We start from the raw sequence: 26977 nt of genomic DNA on the forward strand, positions 1-26977 counted from the left end.
GATCCGCGATGACGGGCATTCGGGACGTGCGGTGCGATCCGTGGTCCGGGCGGTGTGTTTCCGGCGGAAGCGGACGCGGCCCGGCGGAAGCGGCGCAGACGGCAGCAGGACAAGTCAGTAGGGGGAGCACCACGTGACCACGACGGCCCAAGCGGCAGCCACCGGATCCGGTCGGCAAAGTCACGGGACCCCGTCCGGCAGCGGCACCGGATTCTGCCGGGTCACGGTCGTCGCGCCCGACAGCCGTGTCGACGTCGCCCTGCCCGAGGACATCCCCGTAGCCGATCTGTATCCCGAGATCCTCCGGCTCTCGGGGCAGAGCCCCGCCCCCGGCGCACCGGTCGGCTACCACCTGGTGCGCCGCGACGGCACCGTCCTGGACAGCGCGCGTACGCTCGCCGGCCACCGCATCCTCGACGGCGAGCTGCTGTCGATGCGGCCCTTCTCCGAATCGCTTCCCCCCGCCGTCTTCGACGACGTCTCGGACGCCGTCGCCACCGCCGTGGCCAAGGACCGCACGCTCTGGGGTGACGCCCTCATGCGCGGCGCCGGCCTCTTCGGCGGCTCCGTCCTGCTGGCCCTGCTCGGCTTCGTACTGTGGACGGCCGACCCGCTCCACGACATGCACGGCCTGCCGGGAATCCTGGCGGCCGTCGTCGCCCTGCTCCTGCTCGCCTTCGCCTGCGTACGCGCACGGGTGTACGACGACCGGGCCTCGTCGATCGCGCTCGGCACCGGCGCCCTGGTGAACGCCGCGGTGGCGGGCTCCGGCCTGCTGCCTCCGGGCGCCGGGCAGGGCATCGGACGGCTGCAGTTCCTGCTCGCCTGCGCGGCGGTCCTGGTCGTGGCGGTCATTCTGATGATCGTCGCGCCCGGCGGGGACGGGCCGTTCGTCGCGTTCGTCTTCGCGAGCGCCGTCGGCCTCCTGGTCACCTTCATCGCGATCCTCAGCGACATGAGGCCGATCGAGGCCGCCGCCGTGTGCTCCCCGCTCGCCGTGGGGGCCCTCGCCTTCCTGCCGGGGCTCTCGACCCGCTTCGCCCGGCTGCCCATCGGATTCGAGCCGCCCCGCACCACGGTCGGCGACTACGGAACCTCCGAGCCCGCGCCCTCGGGCCCGGTGGACGCCGTACGCCTCGCCGCCCAGGCGCGGCGCGGCCACGAACTGCTCCTCGGCCTGGTCGGCGGCTGCGCCCTGGTCGTCGTCGCGGCCGCCGCGGTGCTCGGGTTCTCGGACAACGTCTGGGGTCAGCTGCTCGCCCTGGCCACCGGGGTCGCCATGCTGATGCGTGCCCATCTGTTCCGCTACACGGCCCAGGTCGGCTGCACGCTCGCCGCCGGCCTCGGCTCCCTCGTCCTGCTGGGCCTGGGGCTGTCCCTCAACCCGCCGGCCGCCCTGGTGCGCGACGCGCTGCGGGGGGACGGCGCCGCACTCGACATCCGTACGGTGTGGCTCGCCGCCGCGGTCGCCGGCGTCGCCGTCCTGATCACCGCCATCGGCCTGATCGTGCCGCGCAAGGGGGTGACCCCGTTCTGGGGACGCTTCCTGGAGATCGCCGAGACGGTCGTCCTGCTGACCCTGCTCCCGCTCTGCCTCGCGGTCTTCGACGTCTACCACTCGATCCGCGCCCTCACCAGCTGATCGTCGAAGGGGCACCGGCAGATCACCGAAGGGGCACCGGCTGATCGTCGAAGGGGCACCGGCAGATCACCGAAGGGGCACCGGCTGATCGTCGAAGCGGCGCCGGTCGATCGGCAGAGGGGCACCGGTCGATCATCGGCGGGCACCTCCTGATCAGAGGTGGGCGCCGGTGGAGCGGCTGCGGGGCGTGACCCGAATGGCTGGTACTCTGTCCAGTGGCCGTTTGTGTACGCGTCCTCGGATCATCCTGGGGGCTGCGCTCATCGGACCTTCGCCTCCGAGTCACGGAAGCTCCCCTGAGATCAAGACCAGGGGCACTCGTGGGCGCTTCGAACATCAAGAGGAGTACGCGTGCCGCTCGACGCCGCTACGAAGAAGCAGATCATGTCCGAGTTCGCCCAGAAGGAGGGTGACACCGGATCCCCCGAGGTCCAGGTCGCCATGCTCTCCCGCCGGATCTCGGACCTGACGGAGCACCTCAAGACGCACAAGCACGACCACCACTCCCGTCGTGGTCTGCTGATCCTGGTCGGCCAGCGTCGCCGCCTCCTGCAGTACCTGGCCAAGAAGGACATCCAGCGCTTCCGTGCGCTCGTCGACCGCCTCGGCATCCGCCGTGGCGCGGCCGGCGGCGCCAAGTAAGGACGCTGTGGAAAGGGAGCGGTTCCCGCGTTTGAGGGGACCGCTCCCTTTGCCGTACGTGCACGACCGGTGTCAAGCTCAGTAACCTGGGTGCGCTGACACCCGCACGAGCGAGAACGCGTCACGCGGGAACGCACGGGCAACAACGCAACAACGAGGGAGAGGCGCGACGACGCCGCCGCCGGTCCTCGGTAGTGGCCCCCGGGAACATGCCCGGGAGCTTCGATCGAAGACCGGCCCGCATCCACGGTGCGCCTCTCCCGCACCGTCCCCCGCCACACGGGCGTGAGGACGAAAGACGACGAGTATGGAGAAATCACTAGTGGAGAACGAGACCCACTACGCCGAGGCCGTTATCGACAACGGAACCTTCGGCACCCGCACCATCCGCTTCGAGACGGGCCGCCTGGCCAAGCAGGCCGCCGGCTCCGCCGTCGCGTATCTGGACGACGACACCATGGTGCTGTCGGCCACCACCGCTTCCAAGCGGCCCAAGGACAACCTCGACTTCTTCCCCCTCACGGTGGACGTCGAGGAGCGGCAGTACGCGGCCGGCAAGATCCCCGGCTCCTTCTTCCGCCGCGAGGGCCGGCCCTCCGAGGACGCGATCCTCACCTGCCGCCTGATCGACCGGCCGCTGCGCCCCTCCTTCAAGAAGGGCCTGCGCAACGAGATCCAGATCGTCGAGACGATCATGGCCCTCAACCCCGACCACCTGTACGACGTGGTCGCGATCAACGCCGCCTCCTGCTCCACCATCCTGGCGGGCCTGCCCTTCTCCGGCCCGATCGGCGCCACCCGCGTCGCCCTGATCAAGGGCCAGTGGGTCGCGTTCCCGACGCACACCGAGCTCGAGGACGCCGTCTTCGACATGGTCGTCGCCGGTCGCGTCCTGGAGGACGGCGACGTCGCGATCATGATGGTCGAGGCCGAGGCCACCGAGAAGACCATCCAGCTCGTCAAGGACGGCGCCGAGGCTCCCACCGAGGAGATCGTCGCCGCCGGCCTGGACGCCGCGAAGCCCTTCATCAAGGCGCTCTGCAAGGCCCAGTCGGACCTGGCCTCCAAGGCCGCCAAGCCGGTCGGCGAGTTCCCGGTCTTCCTGGACTACCAGGACGACGTCTTCGAGGCGCTCTCCAAGGCCGTCACCTCCGACCTGACGCGGGCGCTCACCATCGTCGGCAAGCAGGACCGCGAGGCCGAGCTGGACCGCGTCAAGGAGATCGCCGCAGAGAAGCTCCTCCCGGCCTTCGAAGGCCGCGAGAAGGAGATCTCCGCCGCGTACCGCTCGCTGACCAAGAAGCTGGTCCGCGAGCGCGTCATCAAGGACAAGGTCCGCATCGACGGCCGCGGCGTGACGGACATCCGTACGCTCGCCGCCGAGGTCGAGGCCATCCCGCGCGTGCACGGCTCGGCGCTGTTCGAGCGTGGCGAGACCCAGATCCTGGGCGTCACCACCCTCAACATGCTCCGTATGGAGCAGCAGCTGGACACCCTCTCCCCGGTGACCCGCAAGCGCTACATGCACAACTACAACTTCCCGCCGTACTCCGTCGGCGAGACCGGCCGCGTGGGCTCGCCCAAGCGCCGCGAGATCGGCCACGGAGCGCTCGCCGAGCGCGCCATCGTGCCGGTCCTCCCGACGCGCGAGGAGTTCCCCTACGCGATCCGCCAGGTCTCCGAGGCGCTGGGCTCCAACGGCTCGACGTCCATGGGCTCGGTCTGCGCCTCCACCATGTCGCTGCTGAACGCCGGTGTGCCCCTCAAGGCCGCCGTCGCCGGTATCGCCATGGGCCTGATCTCGCAGGAGATCGACGGCAAGACCCACTACGTCGCCCTCACCGACATCCTCGGTGCGGAGGACGCCTTCGGTGACATGGACTTCAAGGTCGCCGGCACGAAGCAGTTCGTGACCGCGCTCCAGCTCGACACCAAGCTCGACGGCATCCCCGCCTCGGTCCTGGCCGCCGCGCTGAAGCAGGCCCGTGACGCGCGTCTGCACATCCTGGACGTCATGAACGAGGCCATCGACGTCCCGGACGAGATGTCCCCGAACGCCCCCCGGATCATCACCGTCAAGATCCCGGTGGACAAGATCGGTGAGGTCATCGGCCCCAAGGGCAAGATGATCAACCAGATCCAGGAGGACACCGGCGCCGACATCACGATCGAGGACGACGGCACCATCTACATCGGTGCCCAGCAGGGCTCGCAGGCCGAGGCCGCCCGCGCCACGATCAACGCGATCGCCAACCCGACCATGCCGGAGGTCGGCGAGCGCTACCTGGGTACGGTCGTCAAGACCACCACCTTCGGTGCGTTCGTCTCGCTCATGCCGGGCAAGGACGGCCTGCTGCACATCTCGCAGATCCGCAAGCTCGCCGGTGGCAAGCGCGTGGAGAACGTTGAGGACGTGCTCGCCGTCGGCGCCAAGGTCCAGGTCGAGATCGCCGAGATCGACTCCCGCGGCAAGCTCTCGCTGATCCCGGTCGTCGAGGGTGAAGACGAGGACGAGAAGAAGGACGACACCGACAAGTGACGTCCCGTAGTTCCGCGACGACGGCCCGCGCCTCCTCCGAGGCGCGGGCCGTCGCCCGTACCCAAACGCTTCTCCAGGGCAAGGACGGCATCGGAACCGTCCGCCGGACCGTCCTCCCGGGCGGCCTGCGGATCGTCACCGAGACCCTGCCCTCCGTCCGGTCCGCCACCTTCGGCATCTGGGCCAACGTCGGTTCCCGCGACGAGACGCCCACCCTGAACGGCGCGACCCACTACCTCGAACACCTCCTCTTCAAGGGCACCGCCAAGCGCTCCGCCCTCGACATCTCCTCCGCGATCGACGCGGTCGGCGGCGAGATGAACGCCTTCACGGCGAAGGAGTACACCTGCTACTACGCGCGGGTCCTGGACACCGACCTGCCACTGGCCATCGATGTGGTCTGCGACATGCTGACCGGCTCGCTGATCGCCCCCGAGGACGTCGACGCCGAGCGCGGCGTCATCCTCGAGGAGATCGCGATGACCGAGGACGACCCGGGCGACTGTGTGCACGACCTGTTCGCGCACACCATGCTCGGCGGCACCCCCCTCGGCCGCCCCGTCCTCGGCACCGTCGACACGATCAATGCCTTGAGCCGGGCCCAGATCGCCCGCTTCTACAAGAAGCACTACGACCCCACGCACCTCGTCGTCGCCGCCGCGGGGAACGTCGACCACGCCACGGTCGTACGTCAGGTCCGACGCGCCTTCGAGCGCGCCGGGGCGCTCTCCCGCCACGACGCCGTCCCGATGGCGCCCCGCGAGGGATCCCGGGCGCTGCGCACCGCCGGCAAGGTCGAGCTGCTGAACCGCAAGACCGAGCAGGCCCACGTGGTCCTCGGCATGCCCGGCCTCGCCCGCACCGACGAGCGCCGCTGGGCGCTCGGCGTCCTCAACACCGCCCTCGGCGGCGGCATGAGCTCCCGCCTCTTCCAGGAGGTACGGGAGAAGCGCGGCCTGGCCTACAGCGTGTACTCGTACACCTCAGGGTTCGCCGACTGCGGCCTTTTCGGGGTGTACGCGGGCTGCCGGCCCAGCCAGGTCCACGACGTCCTCAAGATCTGCCGCGACGAACTGGACCGGGTGGCCACGCACGGTCTGGACGACGACGAGGTCGCCCGCGCCATCGGGCAGCTCTCCGGGTCCACCGTCCTCGGCCTGGAGGACACCGGAGCCCTCATGAACCGCATCGGCAAGAGCGAGCTGTGCTGGGGCGAGCAGATGTCCGTCGACGACATGCTCGCGCGCATCGCGGAGGTCACCCCCGACGACGTACGGGAGGTGGCGGGCGAACTCCTCACCCACCGCCCCTCGCTCTCGGTCATCGGCCCGCTCAAGGACAAGCAGGCGGACCGTCTCGACGAAGCGGTCTCCTAATCCCCTAAGGAATCAAGATGAGCAAGCTGCGCGTAGCCGTTCTCGGCGCGAAGGGCCGCATCGGCTCCGAGGCCGTCACCGCGATCGAGGCCGCCGACGACCTGGAGCTGGTGGCGGCCCTGGGCCGGGGCGACAAGCTGGAGACCCTCGCCGACGCCGGCGCCCAGGCCGTCGTCGAGCTCACCACCCCCGCGTCGGTGATGGGCAACCTCGACTTCTGCGTCCGGCACGGCATCCACGCCGTCGTCGGCACCACGGGCTGGACCGACGAACGGCTCGCGCAGCTGACCACCTGGCTGGACAACGCCCCGGGGACGGGCGTCCTGATCGCCCCGAACTTCTCCATCGGCGCTGTCCTGACCATGAAGTTCGCGGAGCAGGCCGCCCGCTGGTTCGAGTCCGTCGAGGTCGTCGAACTGCACCACCCCAACAAGGCCGACGCCCCGTCCGGCACCGCCACCCGTACCGCACAGCTCATCGCGGCGGCCCGCGCCAAGGCGGGCAGCGCACCCCAGCCGGACGCCACCGCCACCGCCCTGGACGGCGCGCGCGGCGCGGACGTCGACGGCGTCCCGGTCCACGCGATCCGGCTCCGCGGCCTGCTGGCCCACCAGGAAGTGCTCCTCGGCGGGGAGGGCGAGACCCTCACCATCCGCCACGACTCCCTCCACCACAGCAGCTTCATGCCGGGCATCCTGCTCGGCGTCCGCCGCGTGGTGGCCACTCCCGGCCTCACGTTCGGCCTGGAACACTTCCTCGACCTGAACTGACTGAGCACCCATGCGCGCAAAGATCACCTACATCGTCACGGCCGCCGTCCTGGTCTTCTACTTCGTCCTGGTCGGCAGCCGTGGCCTGATGCTCATCCGGCACGGCACGCTGGTCACGATCACGTTCGGCGTCGCCGTGCTGATCCTGCCGGTGATCGGTGTCTGGTTCCTCTGGAAGAACACCCAGTTCGTCCGCCGCGCCAACGCCCTGGCCGCCGAACTGGACGCCGAGGGCGGCCTGCCGGTCGACGACCTGGCCCGGACACCGTCCGGCCGCATCGACCGGGACGCCGCCGACGCGGTCTTCACCCGGCGCCGCGAGGAGACCGAGGACGCCCCGGACGACTGGCGGACCTGGTTCAGGCTGGCGGTCGCCTACCAGGACGCGAGGGACACGCCGAGAGCCCGCAAGGCGATGCAACGGGCGATCGCCCTGCACGCGAACGCACCGGCACCTTCCCACCCGTCCGCCGAAGCCGCGCCCTCCGGCCCGTCCGGCGCCTGAGGGGCATCGTCCACGCCGTACGCAGATGAGCCCGGGACCCATCGGGGCCCCGGGCTCATCCACGTACAGGCGACGGTTCACACCTGTCGGTACTCGTCCGCCCACGCCTCCACCGTGTCCGTGGCCCGCTCGAACGCTTCCTCACGCCCGAGGAAGTCCGCGTTGTGGTCGGTGGCCAGCGGCGGCAGCGTCTCCCCTGAACCCCGGACCACGACAAGCGCCTGGCCCTGGACCGTACGGGGAAGGCCCATCCACTTCACGGGCTGCTGGACCGTACGAACCGCGGACGTGCCGCTCCAGGCCACCGTGGTGGTCCGGAAGAACGCGACACGCCGTACACCGTGACGGCTGACCCACGCGCCGACCCGCAGCAGTCGCAGGGCGGCGGCGATCAGCACTCCGGCCAGGGCCAGACACACGGTGGCACCCGAAGGCGCTCCGGCCACGCCGATGATCATGGCCGCGAGCAGAACGAACGAGGCCAGCAACAACAGGGTGGCCGCCGCCGCGACCCGCCACGGGCCGGGGCGGTAGGGCCGCCGCCAACTGTCGTGGTCGTCGAACGGCAGCGCGACGTCCTCCGCGCTCGCGTCGAATGCGCGGTCGGCCGTCAGAAAGGGCAGGGGCACGACTCATCCTCACTCACAAGCACGCTCGATTGCTGTGCCCGGTGAGGCTACCGAGCGTGCCACCGGACCGACCACCCCAGGGGGTCCGTACGAGTCAGCGGCCCTGTGACGCTTCGGACTGCTTGCCCTGCGCGGGGGACTGTTCGGGGTCGAGAGCCGGGAGCCCCAGCAGCAGAGAGCCCACGAGACCGGCGACCACGGTAAGCCCGACGAGCGACCGCCCCAGCAGCTCGGGAACGGAGGCGCGGGCCGGGGGAGGAGGAGTGACATTGCTGCGGAATCGGTCGGACTCGGCGACGAACGAGAACGGGACGGCTTCACGCCGGCGGAACATGAGGAAACTCTCCTTGATCTCAGTGACGGGTGCTGCTAATGAGTCAGACGTACGAGAGACCGGATCGGTGCCCGAATCGCCGTACTTGTTGGGGGAACTCCACGAACGGCTGCCCGAGACCGCCGCGTACATGCGGCGGTCCGCCCGGCCCGTAAAGTGGTCGCCGCCAGAGCGACGCCATTGGAAGGACCCCTGTCGGTGACCGACACCCCCGAACCCGCAAAGCCCCACTTCCGCAGCGATGTCACCGTCGAGCTGGTGAAGAGCGACGCGCGCGACGCGGACGTGCTGTTCGCCGCGCGGGTCTCCACCGCCGGCGAACAGTCGCTCGAAGAGGTCACCAAGGACCCCGAGCGTTCCAAGGGGCTCATCAACTACCTCATGCGGGACCGGCACGGCAGCCCGTTCGAGCACAACTCGATGACGTTCTTCGTCAGTGCCCCGATCTTCGTCTTCCGCGAGTTCATGCGGCACCGCGTCGGCTGGTCCTACAACGAGGAATCGGGCCGCTACAGGGAGCTGGACCCGGTCTTCTACGTCCCCGGAACCTCCCGCAAGCTGGTCCAGCAGGGCCGCCCCGGCAAGTACGAGTTCGTCGAGGGCACCGAGGAGCAGTACGACCTGACAACCCGCGCCATGGAGGACTCCTACCGGGCCTCCTACGAGGCGTACCAGGAGATGCTGGCCGCGGGCGTGGCCCGCGAGGTCGCCCGCGCGGTCCTCCCGGTCGGCCTCTTCTCCACGATGTACGCCACCTGCAACGCACGCTCCCTGATGCACTTCCTCGGCCTGCGCACCCAGCACGAGCTGGCGAAGGTGCCGTCCTTCCCGCAGCGCGAGATTGAGATGGTCGGCGAGCAGATGGAGGCCCACTGGGAGCAGCTCATGCCGCTCACTCATGCGGCCTTCAACAAAAATGGACGGGTAGCCCCGTAGGCGGTGTCCGTATTGCGGCGTTTCGAGAAGTTCATCTAGGCTGAACAAACGGACCCGGCACTGCTTGAACCCCCGAGCAGGCAGTGCCGGGCTCCTCCTCCCCGTCCCCCCGAGGGGACCCCGCGCGCTGAGCAGCGAGTAGCGTGTTACCCATGGCTCCGATCTCCACTCCGCAGACCCCCTTCGGGCGGGTCCTCACCGCTATGGTCACGCCCTTCACGGCGGACGGTGCTCTCGACCTCGACGGCGCCCAGCGGCTCGCCGCCCACCTGGTGGACGCAGGCAATGACGGCCTGATCGTCAACGGCACCACCGGTGAGTCCCCGACCACCAGTGACACGGAGAAGGACCAGCTCGTACGAGCGGTGCTCGAAGCGGTCGGCGACCGGGCGCACGTCATCGCCGGCATCGGTACCAACGACACCCGGCACAGCGTCGACCTCGCCCGGACGGCCGAGCGCACCGGCGCCCACGGCCTGCTCGCCGTGACGCCGTACTACAACAAGCCGCCGCAGGAGGGTCTGCTCCGGCACTTCACCGCCATCGCCGACTCCACCGGCCTGCCGGTGATGCTGTACGACATCCCCGGCCGCAGCGGAGTGCCGATCGACACGGAGACCCTCGTCCGGCTGGCCGACCACCCGCGGATCGTCGCGAACAAGGACGCCAAGGGCGACCTGGGCCGCGCCAGCTGGGCCATCGCCGAATCCGGACTCGCCTGGTACTCCGGTGACGACATGCTCAACCTGCCGCTCCTCTCGGTCGGCGCGGTCGGCTTCGTCTCCGTGGTCGGCCACGTGGTCACCCCCGAGCTGCGGGCCCTGATCGACGCGCACCTGAGCGGCGACGTCCAGAAGGCCACCGAGATCCATCAGAAGCTGCTCCCGGTCTTCACCGGGATGTTCCGCACCCAGGGCGTCATCACCACGAAGGCCGCCCTGACCCTTCAGGGACTCCCGGCCGGACCACTGCGCCTGCCGCTGGTGGAGCTCAGCGCCCAGGAGACGTCCCAGCTCAAGATCGACCTCGCGGCCGGCGGGGTACAGCTGTAGTCACCGACCGCTGAACACAGACTTCACAACTGAACAGGCGAGGCGACTCGCATCGAGCACCACCCCAAGACAACAGCAAGTGCACGAATGACATGCGCGCCACGTGCCTCAGCGGTACGTGGCGTGCGTGGTAAGGAGAGTCTTTTGAGTCATCCGCATCCTGAACTCGGTACCCCGCCGAAGCTCCCGAAGGGCGCCCTGCGGGTCACCCCGCTCGGCGGCCTGGGCGAGATCGGCCGCAACATGACGGTCTTCGAGTACGGCGGCCGCCTGCTCATCGTCGACTGCGGCGTCCTCTTCCCCGAGGAGGAGCAGCCGGGCATCGACCTGATCCTGCCGGACTTCACCACGATCCGGGACCGCCTGGACGACATCGAGGGCATCGTCCTCACGCACGGCCACGAGGACCACATCGGTGGTGTCCCGTATCTGCTGCGCCTGAAGCCGGACATCCCCCTCATCGGCTCGAAGCTGACCCTCGCGCTCATCGAGGCGAAGCTCCAGGAGCACCGGATCCGCCCGTACACCCTTGAGGTCACCGAGGGTCAGCGCGAGCGCATCGGCGTCTTCGACTGCGAGTTCATCGCGGTCAACCACTCGATCCCGGACGCCCTCGCCGTCGCCATCCGCACCCCTGCGGGCATGGCCGTGGCCACCGGTGACTTCAAGATGGACCAGCTTCCGCTGGACGGCCGTCTCACCGACCTGCACGCGTTCGCCCGGCTGAGCGAGGAAGGCATCGACCTTCTTCTCTCCGACTCCACGAACGCCGAGGTTCCCGGCTTCGTGCCGCCGGAACGGGACATCTCCAACGTCCTGCGCACGGTCTTCGCGAACGCCCAGAAGCGCATCATCGTGGCGAGCTTCGCCAGCCATGTGCACCGCATCCAGCAGATTCTGGACGCCGCCCACGAGTACGGCCGCAGGGTCGCCTTCGTCGGCCGCTCGATGGTCCGCAACATGGGTATCGCCCGCGACCTGGGCTATCTGAAGGTCCCCGCCGGACTGGTCGTCGACGTCAAGACCCTCGACGACCTCCCGGACGACGAGGTCGTGCTGGTCTGCACGGGTTCGCAGGGCGAGCCGATGGCGGCCCTCTCCCGGATGGCCAACCGCGACCACCAGATCCGGATCGTTCCCGGCGACACGGTGATCCTGGCGTCGTCCCTCATCCCCGGCAACGAGAACGCGGTCTACCGCGTGATCAACGGCCTGACCCGCTGGGGCGCCAACGTCGTCCACAAGGGCAACGCCAAGGTCCACGTCTCGGGCCACGCCTCGGCCGGCGAGTTGCTGTACTTCTACAACATCTGCAAGCCGAAGAACCTGATGCCGGTCCACGGCGAATGGCGCCACCTGCGCGCCAACGCCGAGCTGGGCGCCCTCACCGGCGTGCCGAAGGACCACATCGTCATCGCCGAGGACGGCGTGGTCGTCGACCTCATCGACGGCAAGGCGAAGATCGTCGGCAAGGTCCAGGCCGGCTACGTCTACGTCGACGGGCTCTCCGTCGGAGACGTCACCGAGACCTCCCTCAAGGACCGCCGCATCCTCGGCGACGAGGGCATCATCTCGGTGTTCATCGTGGTCGACAGCTCCTCCGGCAAGATCGTGGGCGGCCCCCACATCCAGGCCCGGGGCTCCGGCATCGACGACGGTGCCTTCGTGGCTGTCACGCCGAAGATCCAGGAAGCCCTGGACAAGTCGGCGCAGGACGGTGTGATGGAGCCCCACCAGCTCCAGCAGATGGTCCGCCGGGTCGTCGGCAAGTGGGTGTCCGACACCTACCGCCGACGCCCGATGATCCTTCCGGTCGTCGTCGAGGTCTGACCCTCACGCTCGCCTGACCTGGAGCGGGGCCCCCGATTTGCATCGGGGAGCCCCGCTCCAGTACGTTTACGTCTCCGCCTGAACGGGAAGCACCGCGCGCACTCGTGCGCTCGGAGAACCCTGAGCAGGGCGGGAATTCCGACTCAGAATCTCTGATAAAGTCGGATCCGCCGAAAGGCAAGGCCACTCGACAGGCCACCGGAAATCGAATTCGGACCGGAAACGGAACGAAAAAGAGTCTGGTAAAGTCGGACTCGCCGAAAGGGAAAACGCGAAAGCGAAGAACCGGAAGGCGAGATGCGAAACGCAGGGCCCGCTTCGACCGGGAATCGGACACGAAAGAGTCTGATAGAGTCGGAAACGCAAGACAGCAAGACAAAGCAGTAAACGAAGGGAAGCGCCCGGAGGGCCCCGGTGATACGGGACCGAAGGAAGCGTCCGTTCCTTGAGAACTCAACAGCGTGCCAAAAGTCAACGCCAGATATGTTGATACCCCGGCCTGCTACGGCAGGTTGGTGGTTCCTTTGAAAGCCCTGTCGTTCCACCCCGTTTGTGGGTGGCGGCAGGCAAGAACACAGCGAGGACGCTGAGAACAACGGGTCTTATTCCGACCGGTTGTTCCGCTCTCGTGATGTGTGCACCCGATCACGGGTAAACATTCACGGAGAGTTTGATCCTGGCTCAGGACGAACGCTGGCGGCGTGCTTAACACATGCAAGTCGAACGATGAAGCCCTTCGGGGTGGATTAGTGGCGAACGGGTGAGTAACACGTGGGCAATCTGCCCTTCACTCTGGGACAAGCCCTGGAAACGGGGTCTAATACCGGATAACACTCTGTCCCGCATGGGACGGGGTTAAAAGCTCCGGCGGTGAAGGATGAGCCCGCGGCCTATCAGCTTGTTGGTGGGGTAATGGCCTACCAAGGCGACGACGGGTAGCCGGCCTGAGAGGGCGACCGGCCACACTGGGACTGAGACACGGCCCAGACTCCTACGGGAGGCAGCAGTGGGGAATATTGCACAATGGGCGAAAGCCTGATGCAGCGACGCCGCGTGAGGGATGACGGCCTTCGGGTTGTAAACCTCTTTCAGCAGGGAAGAAGCGAAAGTGACGGTACCTGCAGAAGAAGCGCCGGCTAACTACGTGCCAGCAGCCGCGGTAATACGTAGGGCGCAAGCGTTGTCCGGAATTATTGGGCGTAAAGAGCTCGTAGGCGGCTTGTCACGTCGGATGTGAAAGCCCGGGGCTTAACCCCGGGTCTGCATTCGATACGGGCTAGCTAGAGTGTGGTAGGGGAGATCGGAATTCCTGGTGTAGCGGTGAAATGCGCAGATATCAGGAGGAACACCGGTGGCGAAGGCGGATCTCTGGGCCATTACTGACGCTGAGGAGCGAAAGCGTGGGGAGCGAACAGGATTAGATACCCTGGTAGTCCACGCCGTAAACGTTGGGAACTAGGTGTTGGCGACATTCCACGTCGTCGGTGCCGCAGCTAACGCATTAAGTTCCCCGCCTGGGGAGTACGGCCGCAAGGCTAAAACTCAAAGGAATTGACGGGGGCCCGCACAAGCAGCGGAGCATGTGGCTTAATTCGACGCAACGCGAAGAACCTTACCAAGGCTTGACATATACCGGAAAGCATCAGAGATGGTGCCCCCCTTGTGGTCGGTATACAGGTGGTGCATGGCTGTCGTCAGCTCGTGTCGTGAGATGTTGGGTTAAGTCCCGCAACGAGCGCAACCCTTGTTCTGTGTTGCCAGCATGCCCTTCGGGGTGATGGGGACTCACAGGAGACTGCCGGGGTCAACTCGGAGGAAGGTGGGGACGACGTCAAGTCATCATGCCCCTTATGTCTTGGGCTGCACACGTGCTACAATGGCCGGTACAATGAGCTGCGATGCCGCGAGGCGGAGCGAATCTCAAAAAGCCGGTCTCAGTTCGGATTGGGGTCTGCAACTCGACCCCATGAAGTCGGAGTTGCTAGTAATCGCAGATCAGCATTGCTGCGGTGAATACGTTCCCGGGCCTTGTACACACCGCCCGTCACGTCACGAAAGTCGGTAACACCCGAAGCCGGTGGCCCAACCCCTTGTGGGAGGGAGCTGTCGAAGGTGGGACTGGCGATTGGGACGAAGTCGTAACAAGGTAGCCGTACCGGAAGGTGCGGCTGGATCACCTCCTTTCTAAGGAGCACTTCTTACCAGGCTTCGGTTTGGTCAGAGGCCAGTACACCGGCGAATGTTCGGTGCTGGTTGCTCATGGGTGGAACGTTGACTATTCGGCACGACAGGTTGATCACAGCTAGTACTGCTCTTCGGGGCGTGGAACGTGGTGAGAGATCGGTTGTGCCGGGCACGTTGTTGGGTATCTGAGGGTATGGCCGTAAAGGCTGCCTTCGGTTGCCGGCCCCAGTGAACTCGCCCTGTTGGGTGGGGTGATGGGTGGCTGGTCGTTGTTTGAGAACTGCACAGTGGACGCGAGCATCTGTGGCCAAGTTTTTAAGGGCGCACGGTGGATGCCTTGGCACCAGGAACCGATGAAGGACGTGGGAGGCCACGATAGTCCCCGGGGAGCTGTCAACCAAGCTTTGATCCGGGGGTTTCCGAATGGGGAAACCCGGCAGTCGTCATGGGCTGTCACCCGCTGCTGAACACATAGGCAGTGTGGAGGGAACGAGGGGAAGTGAAACATCTCAGTACCCTCAGGAAGAGAAAACAACCGTGATTCCGGGAGTAGTGGCGAGCGAAACTGGATGAGGCCAAACCGTATGCGTGTGATACCCGGCAGGGGTTGCGCATGCGGGGTTGTGGGATCTCTCTTTCATAGTCTGCCGGCTGTGAGACGAGTCAGAAACCGTTGGTGTAGGCGAAGGACATGCGAAAGGTCCGGCGTAGAGGGTAAGACCCCCGTAGCTGAAACATCAACGGCTCGTTTGAGAGACACCCAAGTAGCACGGGGCCCGAGAAATCCCGTGTGAATCTGGCGGGACCACCCGCTAAGCCTAAATATTCCCTGGTGACCGATAGCGGATAGTACCGTGAGGGAATGGTGAAAAGTACCGCGGGAGCGGAGTGAAATAGTACCTGAAACCGTGTGCCTACAAGCCGTGGGAGCGTCGCACAAGGACTTGTCCTTGTGTCGTGACTGCGTGCCTTTTGAAGAATGAGCCTGCGAGTTAGCGGTGTGTAGCGAGGTTAACCCGTGTGGGGAAGCCGTAGCGAAAGCGAGTCCGAACAGGGCGTTTGAGTTGCACGCTCTAGACCCGAAGCGGAGTGATCTAGCCATGGGCAGGTTGAAGCGGAGGTAAGACTTCGTGGAGGACCGAACCCACCAGGGTTGAAAACCTGGGGGATGACCTGTGGTTAGGGGTGAAAGGCCAATCAAACTCCGTGATAGCTGGTTCTCCCCGAAATGCATTTAGGTGCAGCGTCGTGTGTTTCTTGCCGGAGGTAGAGCACTGGATAGGCGATGGGCCCTACCGGGTTACTGACCTTAGCCAAACTCCGAATGCCGGTAAGTGAGAGCACGGCAGTGAGACTGTGGGGGATAAGCTCCATGGTCGAGAGGGAAACAGCCCAGAGCATCGACTAAGGCCCCTAAGCGTACGCTAAGTGGGAAAGGATGTGGAGTCGCAGAGACAACCAGGAGGTTGGCTTAGAAGCAGCCACCCTTGAAAGAGTGCGTAATAGCTCACTGGTCAAGTGATTCCGCGCCGACAATGTAGCGGGGCTCAAGCGTACCGCCGAAGTCGTGTCATTCATACACATAGGGTCAACGCCCGTATGGATGGGTAGGGGAGCGTCGTGTGCCGGGTGAAGCAGCCGCGGAAGCGAGTTGTGGACGGTTCACGAGTGAGAATGCAGGCATGAGTAGCGATACACACGTGAGAAACGTGTGCGCCGATTGACTAAGGGTTCCTGGGTCAAGCTGATCTGCCCAGGGTAAGTCGGGACCTAAGGCGAGGCCGACAGGCGTAGTCGATGGACAACCGGTTGATATTCCGGTACCCGCTTTGAAACGCCCAGTACTGAATCAGGCGATGCTAAGTCCGTGAAGCCGGCCCGATCTCTTCGGAGTTGAGGGTAGTGGTGGAGCCGATGAACCAGACTTGTAGTAGGTAAGCGATGGGGTGACGCAGGAAGGTAGTCCAGCCCGGGCGGTGGTTGTCCCGGGGTAAGGGTGTAGCCCGTGTGGTAGGTAAATCCGTCACACGTTAAGGGTGAGACCTGATGCCGAGCCGATTGTGGTGAAGTGGATGATCCTATGCTGTCGAGAAAAGCCTCTAGCGAGTTTCATGGCGGCCCGTACCCTAAACCGACTCAGGTGGTCAGGTAGAGAATACCGAGGCGTTCGGGTGAACTATGGTTAAGGAACTCGGCAAAATGCCCCCGTAACTTCGGGAGAAGGGGGGCCATCACTGGTGATAGCACTTGCTGCTTGAGCTGGGGGTGGCCGCAGAGACCAGCGAGAAGCGACTGTTTACTAAAAACACAGGTCCGTGCGAAGCCGTAAGGCGATGTATACGGACTGACGCCTGCCCGGTGCTGGAACGTTAAGGGGACCGGTTAGCTGCTTTTCGGAGCGGCGAAGCTGAGAACTTAAGCGCCAGTAAACGGCGGTGGTAACTATAACCATCCTAAGGTAGCGAAATTCCTTGTCGGGTAAGTTCCGACCTGCACGAATGGCGTAACGACTTCTCGACTGTCTCAACCATAGGCCCGGTGAAATTGCACTACGAGTAAAGATGCTCGTTTCGCGCAGCAGGACGGAAAGACCCCGGGACCTTTACTATAGTTTGATATTGGTGTTCGGTTCGGCTTGTGTAGGATAGGTGGGAGACTGTGAAGCGGCCACGCCAGTGGTTGTGGAGTCGTCGTTGAAATACCACTCTGGTCGTGCTGGATGTCTAACCTGGGTCCGTGATCCGGATCAGGGACAGTGTCTGATGGGTAGTTTAACTGGGGCGGTTGCCTCCTAAAGAGTAACGGAGGCGCCCAAAGGTTCCCTCAGCCTGGTTGGCAATCAGGTGTTGAGTGTAAGTGCACAAGGGAGCTTGACTGTGAGACCGACGGGTCGAGCAGGGACGAAAGTCGGGACTAGTGATCCGGCAGTGGCTTGTGGAAGCGCTGTCGCTCAACGGATAAAAGGTACCCCGGGGATAACAGGCTGATCTTCCCCAAGAGTCCATATCGACGGGATGGTTTGGCACCTCGATGTCGGCTCGTCGCATCCTGGGGCTGGAGTCGGTCCCAAGGGTTGGGCTGTTCGCCCATTAAAGCGGTACGCGAGCTGGGTTTAGAACGTCGTGAGACAGTTCGGTCCCTATCCGCTGCGCGCGTAGGAATATTGAGAAGGGCTGTCCCTAGTACGAGAGGACCGGGACGGACGAACCTCTGGTGTGCCAGTTGTCCTGCCAAGGGCATGGCTGGTTGGCTACGTTCGGAAAGGATAACCGCTGAAAGCATCTAAGCGGGAAGCCTGCTTCGAGATGAGTATTCCCACCCTCTTGAAGGGTTAAGGCTCCCAGTAGACGACTGGGTTGATAGGCCAGATGTGGAAGCCCGGTAACGGGTGGAGCTGACTGGTACTAATAGGCCGAGGGCTTGTCCTCAGTTGCTCGCGTCCACTGTGTTAGTTCTGAAATAACGAACGGCCGTGTTTTCTCCGGTGTTGGTTAATTTCATAGTGTTTCGGTGGTCATTGCGTTAGGGAAACGCCCGGTTACATTCCGAACCCGGAAGCTAAGCCTTTCAGCGCCGATGGTACTGCAGGGGGGACCCTGTGGGAGAGTAGGACGCCGCCGAACAATTTTTCCGGGAAAGCCCCGCACCATTTGGTGCGGGGCTTTCCTGCGTTTCAGGCTCGATCGGCGAGCCGAGCGGGTCGTGCGAGCCGTGGGACGCGCGCGCCCTACCCCCCCTTGCCCGCCTGCGTCGCCAGGGGGAGGTCGGGTGGCTCGCGGAAGCCTGTTGGGAGAGACCGGCCGAGAGCGGCTGCCCCAGGTCGGCCGGGATTTTGGGCATCCCCGGATCCCGTGTATGGTTTACCTCGTTGCCACAGCGCAGCGAGGCCCCAATAGCTCAGTCGGTAGAGCGTCTCCATGGTAAGGAGAAGGTCTGCGGTTCGATTCCGCATTGGGGCTCAGAGAAAAGCGAAAGGCCCCCGCCACGGCGGGGGCCTTTCACGTTGAGGTCAGACGAGGGGCGGTTCCGGGACGCGCATGGCCAGAATCGCCATGTCGTCCGAGGCGGGCTCGGCCGCGAAGCGTTCCACGGCCCGCAGAATGCGTGAGGCGACCGCTCCGGCCGTCAGACCCGTACAGGTCGACAGGACGTCCGCGAGGCCGTCGTCGCCCAGCATGCGGCTTCCCTCGCGGCGTTCGGTGACGCCGTCCGTGACACACAGGAGGACATCGCCCGGGTTGAGGACGACCTCCTGTTCGTACAGGTCGAGGTCCTCGATGACACCCAGCAGGGGCTGGGGTTCCGCGGCGGACTCGACGGAGCCGTCCTGCCACAGGCGCAGCGGCAGGGGGTGGCCGGCGCAGACGACCTTCAGGAGGGCGCTGCCGTCCTCCTGGGGCCACAGCTCGCCGTACAGGAGGGTCAGGAAGCGGCTGCGGGCGCCCTCGTCGAGGATCGCCGCGTTGAGGCGCTCCAGGACCGCCGGACCGCCGAAGCCCTCGCGGGCGAGCAGGCGCAGCGCGTGGCGGGCCAGGCCCGTGACGGCGGCGGCCTCCGGGCCCGTACCGCACACGTCGCCGATGGCGAAGCCGTACGCGCCGTCGCTGATCGGGAAGACGTCGTAGAAGTCGCCGCCGACCTCGTTGCCCTCGCCCGCGGCGCGGTAGATGACCTCGATCTCGACGTTCGGCACGTCGGGGAGGCCCGGGGGCAGCAGGCTGCGCTGGAGGGACTGGCTGATCGCCATGCGCTCCGAGTACAGGCGGGCGTTGTCCAGGGCCAGAGCGGCCCTGCGGGAAAGGTCCTCGGCCAGTTCCAGGATCTCCTGGCGGAAGTGGTCGTCCGAGGGCTTCCCGAGCGTCAGCATGCCGATCACGCGGTTGCGGGCGACCAGCGGGAGAACCACCGTCTCGCCGCCGACCGCCTGGGCCGTGGCGAGGATGGTGCGGGTGGCCGTGCTCATGCTCAGCGGTGCGTCGCGTTGCAGGCTGCGGGTCGAGGTGCTCAGCGCCGCGCGGTGGCCGGCCTCCGAGGGGGCGGCCCAGACACGGGCGCCCGGAGTCGGTACCGGATCCGGCGGGGCGATCCTGGAGAGCAGGGCCTTGAGCCCGTCGATGAGGTCCTCGTCCTCGTGGAGCACGTACGAGAGGTACGGGTCGGAGGACTGGTCCGCGATCGTGTAGACAGCGCACCAGGTGGCCAGGGTCGGGACCGTCATCTGGGCCATGAGGGCCAGGGTCTGGTCCCGGTCGAGCGTGCCGGCCAGCAGGTCGGAGGCCTCGACGAGGAAGGACAGGGAGCCGCGGCGCAGCCGTTCCAGCTCGCCGAGGCGGGCGGACTCCACGGCCAGCGCGATGCGGTCCGCCGCGAACTGGAGGCGCAGGGCCTCCTCGTTGGTGTAGCGGCCCGCGCCTTCCGCCGCGACGCCGAGGGAACCGGTGAGGCGGCCCTCGACCTTCAGCGGGACCGTGACGACCGAGCGCATCCCGGTGTCGGTGAGCAGGGGCACGGCGCCGGGAACGGCCGTGAGGTCCTCGTGAACGGCCGGCATCCGGGCGGAGCCGTAGCGTCCCGTCCCGGCTTCGACGGGGACGCGGGCGAAGCGCTGGCGGGCCGAGGGGAGGCCTGTGGTGGCGCGGACCTCCAGCTCCGTCTCGTCGTCCGTGGCGAGCAGGAGGAACGCCGCGTCGGCATCGAGCATGTCGCGTGCCCGCTCGACCGTCCGCTGGAGGAGGCCGTCGAGGTCGTCGGGGGCCGGGGAGCCGATGAAGACCTCGAACGGGTCCGCGGTGCGGTGGTCGGACGAGGTGTCGGAGACCGGGGTGCGGACGGGGGACTGGAGCACGGCGCGCTCGTCGTCGCGGACCAGGAGGCAGACCGTGGACGGTTCGCCGTCGGTGTCGCGGACCCGCAGGTGCGAGGAGTAGACGGCGATGGTCCGGCCGTCGGCACCGCGGATTCCGTAGCTGCCCTCCCAGCGCGAGAGCTGGAGGGCGTCGGCGATGCCGGTGTTGGTCCCGGGGGTGTGCGGCCAGGCCACGAAGTCGGTGAACTGCTTGCCGGTGACCTGCTCCGCGGTGTGCCCGAAGACGTACGTGGCGTCGTCGTTCCACGCGCTGATCGCGCCGGTGCTGTCGATCTGGACGACGGCGACCCGGACCCGCTGGTCGGTGACGGGGAGCAGCGAGGTGGGCAGGACGGGGCCCGCCGAGCGGATGCCCACCGGCCGGTCGGGCAGGTCCAGCTGGAACCAGACGTGCTTACGGGTGGGGGAGTACTCGACGCCCCAGCGGGAGGCCAGGGCGGCGCAGAGCAGCAGACCGCGGCCGTTCTCGCGGTCGGGGCTGCCGAAGTCGAGGCCGTTGCTCTGGAGCGGGACCTCGCGTTCCGGATAGTGGTCGGCGACCTCGATGCGGACGCCGTCCCCGCTGCGCAGGCACAGCACGTCGGCCGCCGTCCCCGCGTGCACGACGGCGTTGGTCACGAGTTCACTGGTGAGGACGACGGCGTCGTCGACGACATCGTTGTAGCCCCACCCCTGGAGCGTGTCCCGGACGAAGGCGCGGGCGGTCGCGACGGAGCGCCCGACCGGTTCGAAGGTGGCGGCCGCGCGCGCGGTGATCACAGCACTCCCCATATGGTGTCTCGTCGCTTTCCCGAGTCCTGTGCCCGTTTATCGCCGCTTCGATTCGCTTGCCAGGCTAGACGTTCGTCAAGGGTGCCGGTTACACGAGGGCCGAGTTCGGGACAGGACGTTCCGGCAGTGGTGCGCGGGCGCACAAGTATGGACTCCCGGTACAGGGGATGGGGGGCAACCGGGACAGGTTGCTCGCCGACCTGTCCCGGCCTGGTACGTTGCAACGATTTGACGTCCGCCCGGTCGCCCGTTGACGGTGTGCTGTGGCGGTGAGCCAAAGTGGAACTGGGCAAGCTTCCTGATAGGCCCGAGTGAAACGGTCAACCCCTGCGGGAGGGACACGGTGGAGTCTGGCGTGGCGGCGCAGGGTTCGAAGGCGCGTACAAAAGGCGGACAGTCCGTGAAAAAGCAGCGCAATGGCACCGTCGAAGTGGACGCGGCAGCTCTGAACAGGCTGCTCGCCGGCCTCGTGGCGATGCGCGACGGCAACTTCCGCCGGCGGCTCACCGTCTCCGGCGACGGTGTGATGACGGAGATCTCCGCGGTCTTCAACGAGGTCGCGGACCGCAACCTCCACCTCACCGGTGAGCTGGCCCGGGTGCGGCGCGTGGTCGGCCGGGAGGGAAAGCTCACGGAGCGGCTGGAGACGGGCGCCTGCGAGGGTTCCTGGGCCGCCGCGATCGACGCCTCCAACGAGCTCGTCGACGATCTCGCGCGACCGGTCTCCGAAGTGGGCCGGGTGCTGTCGGCGGTCGCCGACGGTGATCTGGAGCAGCGGATGGAGCTGCGGTCGCACACGACGGACGAGACGGTCCGGCCGCTGCGCGGCGAGTTCCTGAAGGTCGCCCGTACGGTCAACAACCTGGTCGACCAGCTGTCGGTCTTCACCGAGCAGGTGACCCGGGTCGCCGTCGAGGTGGGTACCGAGGGCAAGCTCGGCGGGCAGGCGCAGGTGCGCGGGATGTCCGGGTCCTGGAAGGACCTCACGGACTCCGTCAACACCATGGCGTACCGGCTGACGGCCCAGGTGCGGGACATCGCGCTGGTGACGACGGCGGTCGCCAAGGGTGATCTGTCGCGGAAGGTCACCGTCCACGTGGCCGGCGAGATGCTCCAGCTGAAGAACACCGTCAACACGATGGTCGATCAGTTGTCCTCGTTCTCCTCAGAGGTGACACGCGTCGCCCGTGAGGTGGGTACGGAGGGCGAGCTGGGCGGCCAGGCGACCGTGCCGGGTGTGGCGGGCGTGTGGAAGGACCTCACCGACTCCGTCAACACGATGGCGGGCAACCTCACCTCCCAGGTGCGCGGGATCGCGGAGGTGACGACGGCGGTCGCCAGCGGTGACCTGACGCAGAAGGTCACGGTGAGCGCGCGCGGCGAGGTCGCGCAGCTCGCCGAGACGATCAACCAGATGACCGAGACGCTGCGCACCTTCGCCGACGAGGTGACCCGGGTGGCGAGCGAGGTCGGCGGCGAGGGGCTGCTCGGCGGGCAGGCGCAGGTGCCGGGTGCGGCCGGGACCTGGAAGGACCTCACCGACTCGGTGAACACGGTCTTCAGGAATCTGACGACCCAGGTGCGCGACATCGCGCAGGTGACGACGGCGGTGGCCAGCGGCGACATGTCGCAGAAGGTCACGGTCGACGTGGCCGGGGAGATGCTGGAGCTGAAGAACACCGTCAACACGATGGTGGACCAGCTTCAGTCGTTCGGTTCCGAGGTGACCCGCGTGGCCCGGGAGGTCGGCGTCGAGGGCCGGCTCGGGGGCCAGGCCGAGGTGCCGGGGGCAGCGGGGACGTGGAAGGACCTCACCGACTCGGTGAACACCGCGTTCCGCAACCTGACCGGCCAGGTCCGGGACATCGCGCAGGTCACCACCGCGGTCGCGAACGGTGACCTGTCGCAGAAGGTCACCGTGGACGTGGCCGGGGAGATGCTGGAGCTGAAGAACACCGTCAACACGATGGTGGCGCAGCTGTCCAGCTTCGCCGACCAGGTGACGCGGATGGCCCGGGACGTGGGCACCGAGGGCCGCCTCGGCGGGCAGGCGCGCGTGGACGGTGTGTCGGGTACGTGGAAGGAACTCACGGACTCCGTCAACTTCATGGCCGGCAATCTCACCTCTCAGGTGAGGCAGATCGCCCAGGTGACGACGGCGGTGGCGCGGGGCGACCTGTCGCAGAAGATCGACGTGGACGCCCGGGGCGAGATCCTGGAGCTCAAGAACACCATCAACACGATGGTCGACCAGCTCTCCGCCTTCGCCGACCAGGTCACCCGGGTCGCGCGCGAGGTGGGCACGGACGGGCGTCTCGGCGGTCAGGCGCAGGTGCCCGGTGTGGCCGGGGTGTGGCGTGATCTCACCGATTCGGTGAACGGTATGGCCGGGAACCTCACCGCTCAGGTCCGTAACATCGCGCAGGTCGCCACGGCGGTGGCGCGCGGTGACCTGTCGCAGAAGATCGACGTGGACGCCCGGGGCGAGATCCTGGAGCTCAAGAACACCCTCAACACGATGGTGGACCAGCTGTCCAACTTCGCGGAGCAGGTGACCCGGGTCGCCCGCGAAGTGGGCACGGAGGGCATCCTCGGCGGTCAGGCCGAGGTTCAGGGGGTCTCCGGTACGTGGAAGGACCTCACCCAGTCCGTCAACGGCATGGCGAACAACCTGACCCTCCAGGTCCGCAACATCGCCGAGGTCACCACCGCGGTCGCCAAGGGTGATCTCTCCAAGAAGATCACCGTCGACGCCAAGGGCGAGATCCTCGAACTGGTCACGACCGTCAACACCATGGTCGACCAGCTGCTGAACTTCGCGGACGAGGTCTCGCGCGTGGCCCGCGAGGTGGGTACCGAGGGCATTCTCGGCGGTCAGGCACGGGTGCGCGGGGCGACCGGCATCTGGAAGGACCTCAGCGAGAACGTCAACCTGATGGCCAACAACCTGACCAGCCAGGTGCGCAACATCTCCCGGGTCTCCTCGGCGGTCGCCAACGGTGATCTGACGAAGAAGGTCACGGTGGAGGCGCGCGGCGAGGTCGCTGAGCTGGCCGACACCGTCAACACGATGGTGACGACGCTGTCCTCGTTCGCCGACGAGGTCACGCGCGTGGCCCGTGAGGTGGGCACGGAAGGTGAACTGGGCGGCCAGGCGCGGGTGCCGGGAGTCGCCGGTACGTGGAAGGACCTCACGGAGTCCGTGAACTCGATGGCCTCCAATCTGACCGGTCAGGTGCGGCAGATCGCCACGGTCACGACCGCCATCGCCAAGGGCGACCTGACCAAGAAGATCGACATCGACGCGCGCGGTGAGATCCAGGAGCTGAAGAACACCATCAACACGATGGTCGATCAGCTGTCCTCGTTCGCGGAGCAGGTGACCCGGGTGGCCCGTGAGGTGGGCACCGAGGGGCAGCTGGGCGGTCAGGCGCGAGTACGGGACGTCGACGGGACCTGGCGCGACCTCACCGAGTCGGTGAACGAGATGGCCGGGAACCTGACCCGTCAGGTCCGCGCCATCGCGGCCGTCGCCACCGCGGTGACCCGCGGCGATCTGAATCTGAAGATCGACGTGGACGCGGCCGGCGAGATCCAGGTCCTCCAGGACAACATCAACACGATGATCGCGAACCTGCGCGACACCACCCTCGCCAACAAGGAGCAGGACTGGCTGAAGGGCAACCTGGCCCGGATCTCCGGTCTGATGCAGGGCCGCCGCGATCTGGACGACGTGGCCTCGCTGATCATGAGCGAGCTGACGCCGGTGGTCTCGGCGCAGCACGGCGCGTTCTTCCTGGCGATGGCCACGGGCGACTCGGACGAGGTGGGTCCGGACGACGGTGCGGCCGACGCCTACGAGCTGCGGATGCGGGGGAGTTACGGCTACTCGGCGGGTTCGATGCCGACCTCGTTCCGGCCCGGTGAGACGCTCATCGGGACGGCGGCCGAGGAGAAGCGGACGATCCAGGTGGACAACGTGCCGCCGGGCTATCTGAAGATCTCCTCCGGGCTGGGCGAGGCCCCTCCGGCGCATGTGATCGTGTTGCCGGTGCTCTTCGAGGGCAAGGTCCTCGGCGTGATCGAACTGGCCTCCTTCCAGCCGTTCACGCATATCCAGCGGGACTTCCTCAACCAGCTCGCCGAGATGATCGCGACGAGCGTCAACACGATCAGCGTCAACACCAAGACCGAGAAACTCCTGGAGCAGTCGCAGGAGCTGACCGAACAGCTGCGGGACCGCTCGCAGGAGTTGGAGAACCGGCAGAAGGCCCTCCAGGCGTCCAACGCCGAACTGGAGGAGAAGGCCGAGCTGCTGGCCCAGCAGAACCGCGACATCGAGGTGAAGAACACCGAGATCGAGGAGGCACGGCAGGTGCTGGAGGAGCGGGCCGAGCAGCTCGCGGTCTCGATGCGCTACAAGTCCGAGTTCCTGGCGAACATGTCGCACGAGCTGCGCACGCCGCTCAACTCGCTGCTGATCCTCGCCAAGTTGCTGGCGGACAACGCCGAGGGCAACCTCTCGCCGAAGCAGGTGGAGTTCGCCGAGACGATTCACGGGGCCGGTTCCGACCTGCTCCAGCTGATCAACGACATCCTCGACCTGTCGAAGGTCGAGGCGGGCAAGATGGACGTCAGCCCGACCAGGATCGCGCTGGTCCAGCTGGTCGACTACGTGGAGGCCACCTTCCGACCGCTCACGGCGGAGAAGGGGCTCGACTTCTCCGTACGGGTGTCGCCGGAGCTTCCCGCGACGCTGCACACCGACGAGCAGCGGCTGCTCCAGGTGCTGCGCAACCTGCTCTCCAACGCGGTGAAGTTCACCGACAGCGGTGCGGTGGAGCTGGTGATCCGGCCGGCCGGCGCCGATGTGCCGAACGCGATCCGGGAGCACCTGCTGGAAGCCGGTTCGCTGCGGGACGCGGACGCCGATCTGATCGCCTTCTCGGTCACCGACACCGGGATCGGGATCGCGTCCAGCAAGATGCTGGTGATCTTCGAGGCGTTCAAGCAGGCGGACGGCACGACGAGCCGGAAGTACGGCGGCACCGGCCTCGGTCTCTCCATCAGCCGGGAGATCGCGCGGCTGCTCGGCGGCGAGATCCACGCCGCGAGCGAGCCGGGACGCGGTTCCACCTTCACCCTGTACCTGCCGCTGCACCGCGCCGAACTGCCGCCCCAGGGCTTCCCCCCGGTGGGTTCCGGTTCGGCCGAGGTGCTGGGCGGTGCGGGAGAGATGGGGCACGCGCAGTCCCCGCAGGGCCAGTCGGCTCCGTACGGCGACCCGGCCAACTCCGCGGGGATGTTCCGGCGGCGCCGCAAGGCCCTGGGGGACGCGGCCCGTAGGGCCGCGCTGCCGGCCGGCCGGACCACGTCCGAAAGCTCCCCGCAGCAGGAGGAGTGGGTGCAGGGGAGCCAGGACGAGAGCCAGGTCCAGGGCGAGGCCGCGGCGCAGGACCGGGAACCCCGGCGGACGTTCCGCTTCCGCGGTGAGAAGGTCCTCATCGTCGACGACGACATCCGTAACGTCTTCGCGCTCACCAGCGTGCTGGAGCAGCACGGGCTGGCGGTGCTGTACGCGGAGAACGGCCGTGAGGGCATCGAAGTCCTGGAGCAGCACGACGATGTGACGGTCGTGCTGATGGACATCATGATGCCCGAGATGGACGGTTACGCGACGACGACCGCGATCCGTCGGATGCCGCAGTTCGCCGGGCTGCCGATCGTCGCGCTCACCGCGAAGGCGATGAAGGGCGACCGGGAGAAGGCCATCGAATGCGGGGCTTCCGACTATGTGACGAAGCCGGTCGATCCTGATCACTTGCTTGCGGTGATGGAGCAGTGGATGCACGGAGAGTGATGGAGTGTGGAACGAATGAGCGTGAATTGTTGACCGACTGT

At 66.6% G+C, this 26977-nt stretch carries 13 protein-coding genes, 1 tRNA gene and 3 rRNA genes; 14 read left to right on the forward strand and 3 right to left on the reverse strand.

The window, feature by feature from the left end:
* Positions 1-133 precede the first annotated feature (133 nt).
* The 6 genes from eccD to PSQ21_RS27495 all read left to right on the forward strand — a co-directional run bounded on the left by eccD (position 134) and on the right by PSQ21_RS27495 (position 7474).
* Complete coding sequence (gene eccD, locus PSQ21_RS27470; RefSeq protein ID WP_274033900.1) at positions 134-1642, forward strand: type VII secretion integral membrane protein EccD; 1509 nt, start codon at positions 134-136, stop codon at positions 1640-1642.
* Positions 1643-1993: 351 nt separating this feature from the next.
* Entirely contained in the window at positions 1994-2284 is a 291-nt protein-coding gene (gene rpsO / locus PSQ21_RS27475; RefSeq protein ID WP_003965855.1) for a 30S ribosomal protein S15, read from the forward strand.
* Between the two features lie 322 nt (positions 2285-2606).
* The gene (locus PSQ21_RS27480) at positions 2607-4823 is read left to right on the forward strand and encodes a polyribonucleotide nucleotidyltransferase (RefSeq protein ID WP_274035969.1); all 2217 of its coding nucleotides are present in this window, start codon (positions 2607-2609) and stop codon (positions 4821-4823) included.
* Positions 4820-6199 carry a M16 family metallopeptidase gene (locus PSQ21_RS27485; RefSeq protein WP_274033901.1) on the forward strand — a complete coding sequence of 460 codons (1380 nt, stop codon included), beginning with the start codon at positions 4820-4822 and terminating at the stop codon, positions 6197-6199. The genes PSQ21_RS27480 and PSQ21_RS27485 overlap by 4 nt, the downstream gene beginning before the upstream one ends.
* Before the next feature lie 17 nt (positions 6200-6216).
* The gene (gene dapB, locus PSQ21_RS27490) at positions 6217-6969 is read left to right on the forward strand and encodes a 4-hydroxy-tetrahydrodipicolinate reductase (RefSeq protein ID WP_274033903.1); all 753 of its coding nucleotides are present in this window, start codon (positions 6217-6219) and stop codon (positions 6967-6969) included.
* A gap of 10 nt (positions 6970-6979) precedes the next feature.
* On the forward strand, positions 6980-7474 hold the full coding sequence (locus PSQ21_RS27495) for a hypothetical protein (protein WP_274033904.1): 495 nt from the start codon (positions 6980-6982) through the stop codon (positions 7472-7474).
* 77 nt (positions 7475-7551) lie between these two features.
* On the opposite strand, the gene PSQ21_RS27500 is transcribed toward PSQ21_RS27495, so the two are convergent.
* Both PSQ21_RS27500 and PSQ21_RS27505 read right to left on the reverse strand, forming a co-directional pair.
* Positions 7552-8103, reverse strand: a complete 552-nt coding sequence (locus PSQ21_RS27500; protein ID WP_274033905.1) for a hypothetical protein — start codon at positions 8101-8103, stop codon at positions 7552-7554.
* A gap of 94 nt (positions 8104-8197) precedes the next feature.
* Positions 8198-8437: a hypothetical protein gene (locus tag PSQ21_RS27505; protein ID WP_274033906.1), complete on the reverse strand. Its 240-nt coding sequence runs from the start codon at positions 8435-8437 to the stop codon at positions 8198-8200.
* A 198-nt stretch (positions 8438-8635) separates the two neighbouring features.
* Here PSQ21_RS27505 and thyX point away from each other — a divergent pair, with 198 nt between their 5' ends.
* The 7 genes from thyX (at position 8636) to PSQ21_RS27540 (ending at position 18398) form a co-directional block, all read left to right on the forward strand.
* Positions 8636-9373, forward strand: coding sequence for an FAD-dependent thymidylate synthase (gene thyX / locus PSQ21_RS27510; protein ID WP_274033907.1), 738 nt, complete (start codon positions 8636-8638; stop codon positions 9371-9373).
* Positions 9374-9525: 152 nt separating this feature from the next.
* Positions 9526-10425 carry a 4-hydroxy-tetrahydrodipicolinate synthase gene (dapA, locus tag PSQ21_RS27515; RefSeq protein WP_274033908.1) on the forward strand — a complete coding sequence of 300 codons (900 nt, stop codon included), beginning with the start codon at positions 9526-9528 and terminating at the stop codon, positions 10423-10425.
* A gap of 144 nt (positions 10426-10569) precedes the next feature.
* On the forward strand, positions 10570-12255 hold the full coding sequence (locus tag PSQ21_RS27520) for a ribonuclease J (protein ID WP_210936229.1): 1686 nt from the start codon (positions 10570-10572) through the stop codon (positions 12253-12255).
* Between the two features lie 658 nt (positions 12256-12913).
* A 16S ribosomal RNA gene (locus PSQ21_RS27525) occupies positions 12914-14439 on the forward strand.
* 305 nt (positions 14440-14744) lie between these two features.
* Positions 14745-17867: ribosomal RNA gene (locus tag PSQ21_RS27530) — 23S ribosomal RNA — on the forward strand.
* A 78-nt stretch (positions 17868-17945) separates the two neighbouring features.
* Positions 17946-18062, forward strand: a 5S ribosomal RNA gene (gene rrf, locus PSQ21_RS27535).
* Together the 16S, 23S and 5S rRNA genes with 1 tRNA gene alongside form the textbook arrangement of a ribosomal RNA operon.
* Before the next feature lie 263 nt (positions 18063-18325).
* A tRNA-Thr gene (locus PSQ21_RS27540) sits at positions 18326-18398 on the forward strand.
* A gap of 50 nt (positions 18399-18448) precedes the next feature.
* Here the strand turns inward: PSQ21_RS27540 and PSQ21_RS27545 are convergent.
* The gene (locus PSQ21_RS27545; protein ID WP_274033910.1) at positions 18449-21076 is read right to left on the reverse strand and encodes a SpoIIE family protein phosphatase; all 2628 of its coding nucleotides are present in this window, start codon (positions 21074-21076) and stop codon (positions 18449-18451) included.
* A 400-nt stretch (positions 21077-21476) separates the two neighbouring features.
* On the opposite strand from PSQ21_RS27545, the gene PSQ21_RS27550 reads away from it, so the two are divergent.
* Positions 21477-26936, forward strand: a complete 5460-nt coding sequence (locus tag PSQ21_RS27550) for a HAMP domain-containing protein (RefSeq protein WP_274033912.1) — start codon at positions 21477-21479, stop codon at positions 26934-26936.
* Positions 26937-26977 lie beyond the last annotated feature (41 nt).

The organism is Streptomyces sp. MMBL 11-1 (assembly GCF_028622875.1).
Lineage (GTDB): Bacteria > Actinomycetota > Actinomycetes > Streptomycetales > Streptomycetaceae > Streptomyces.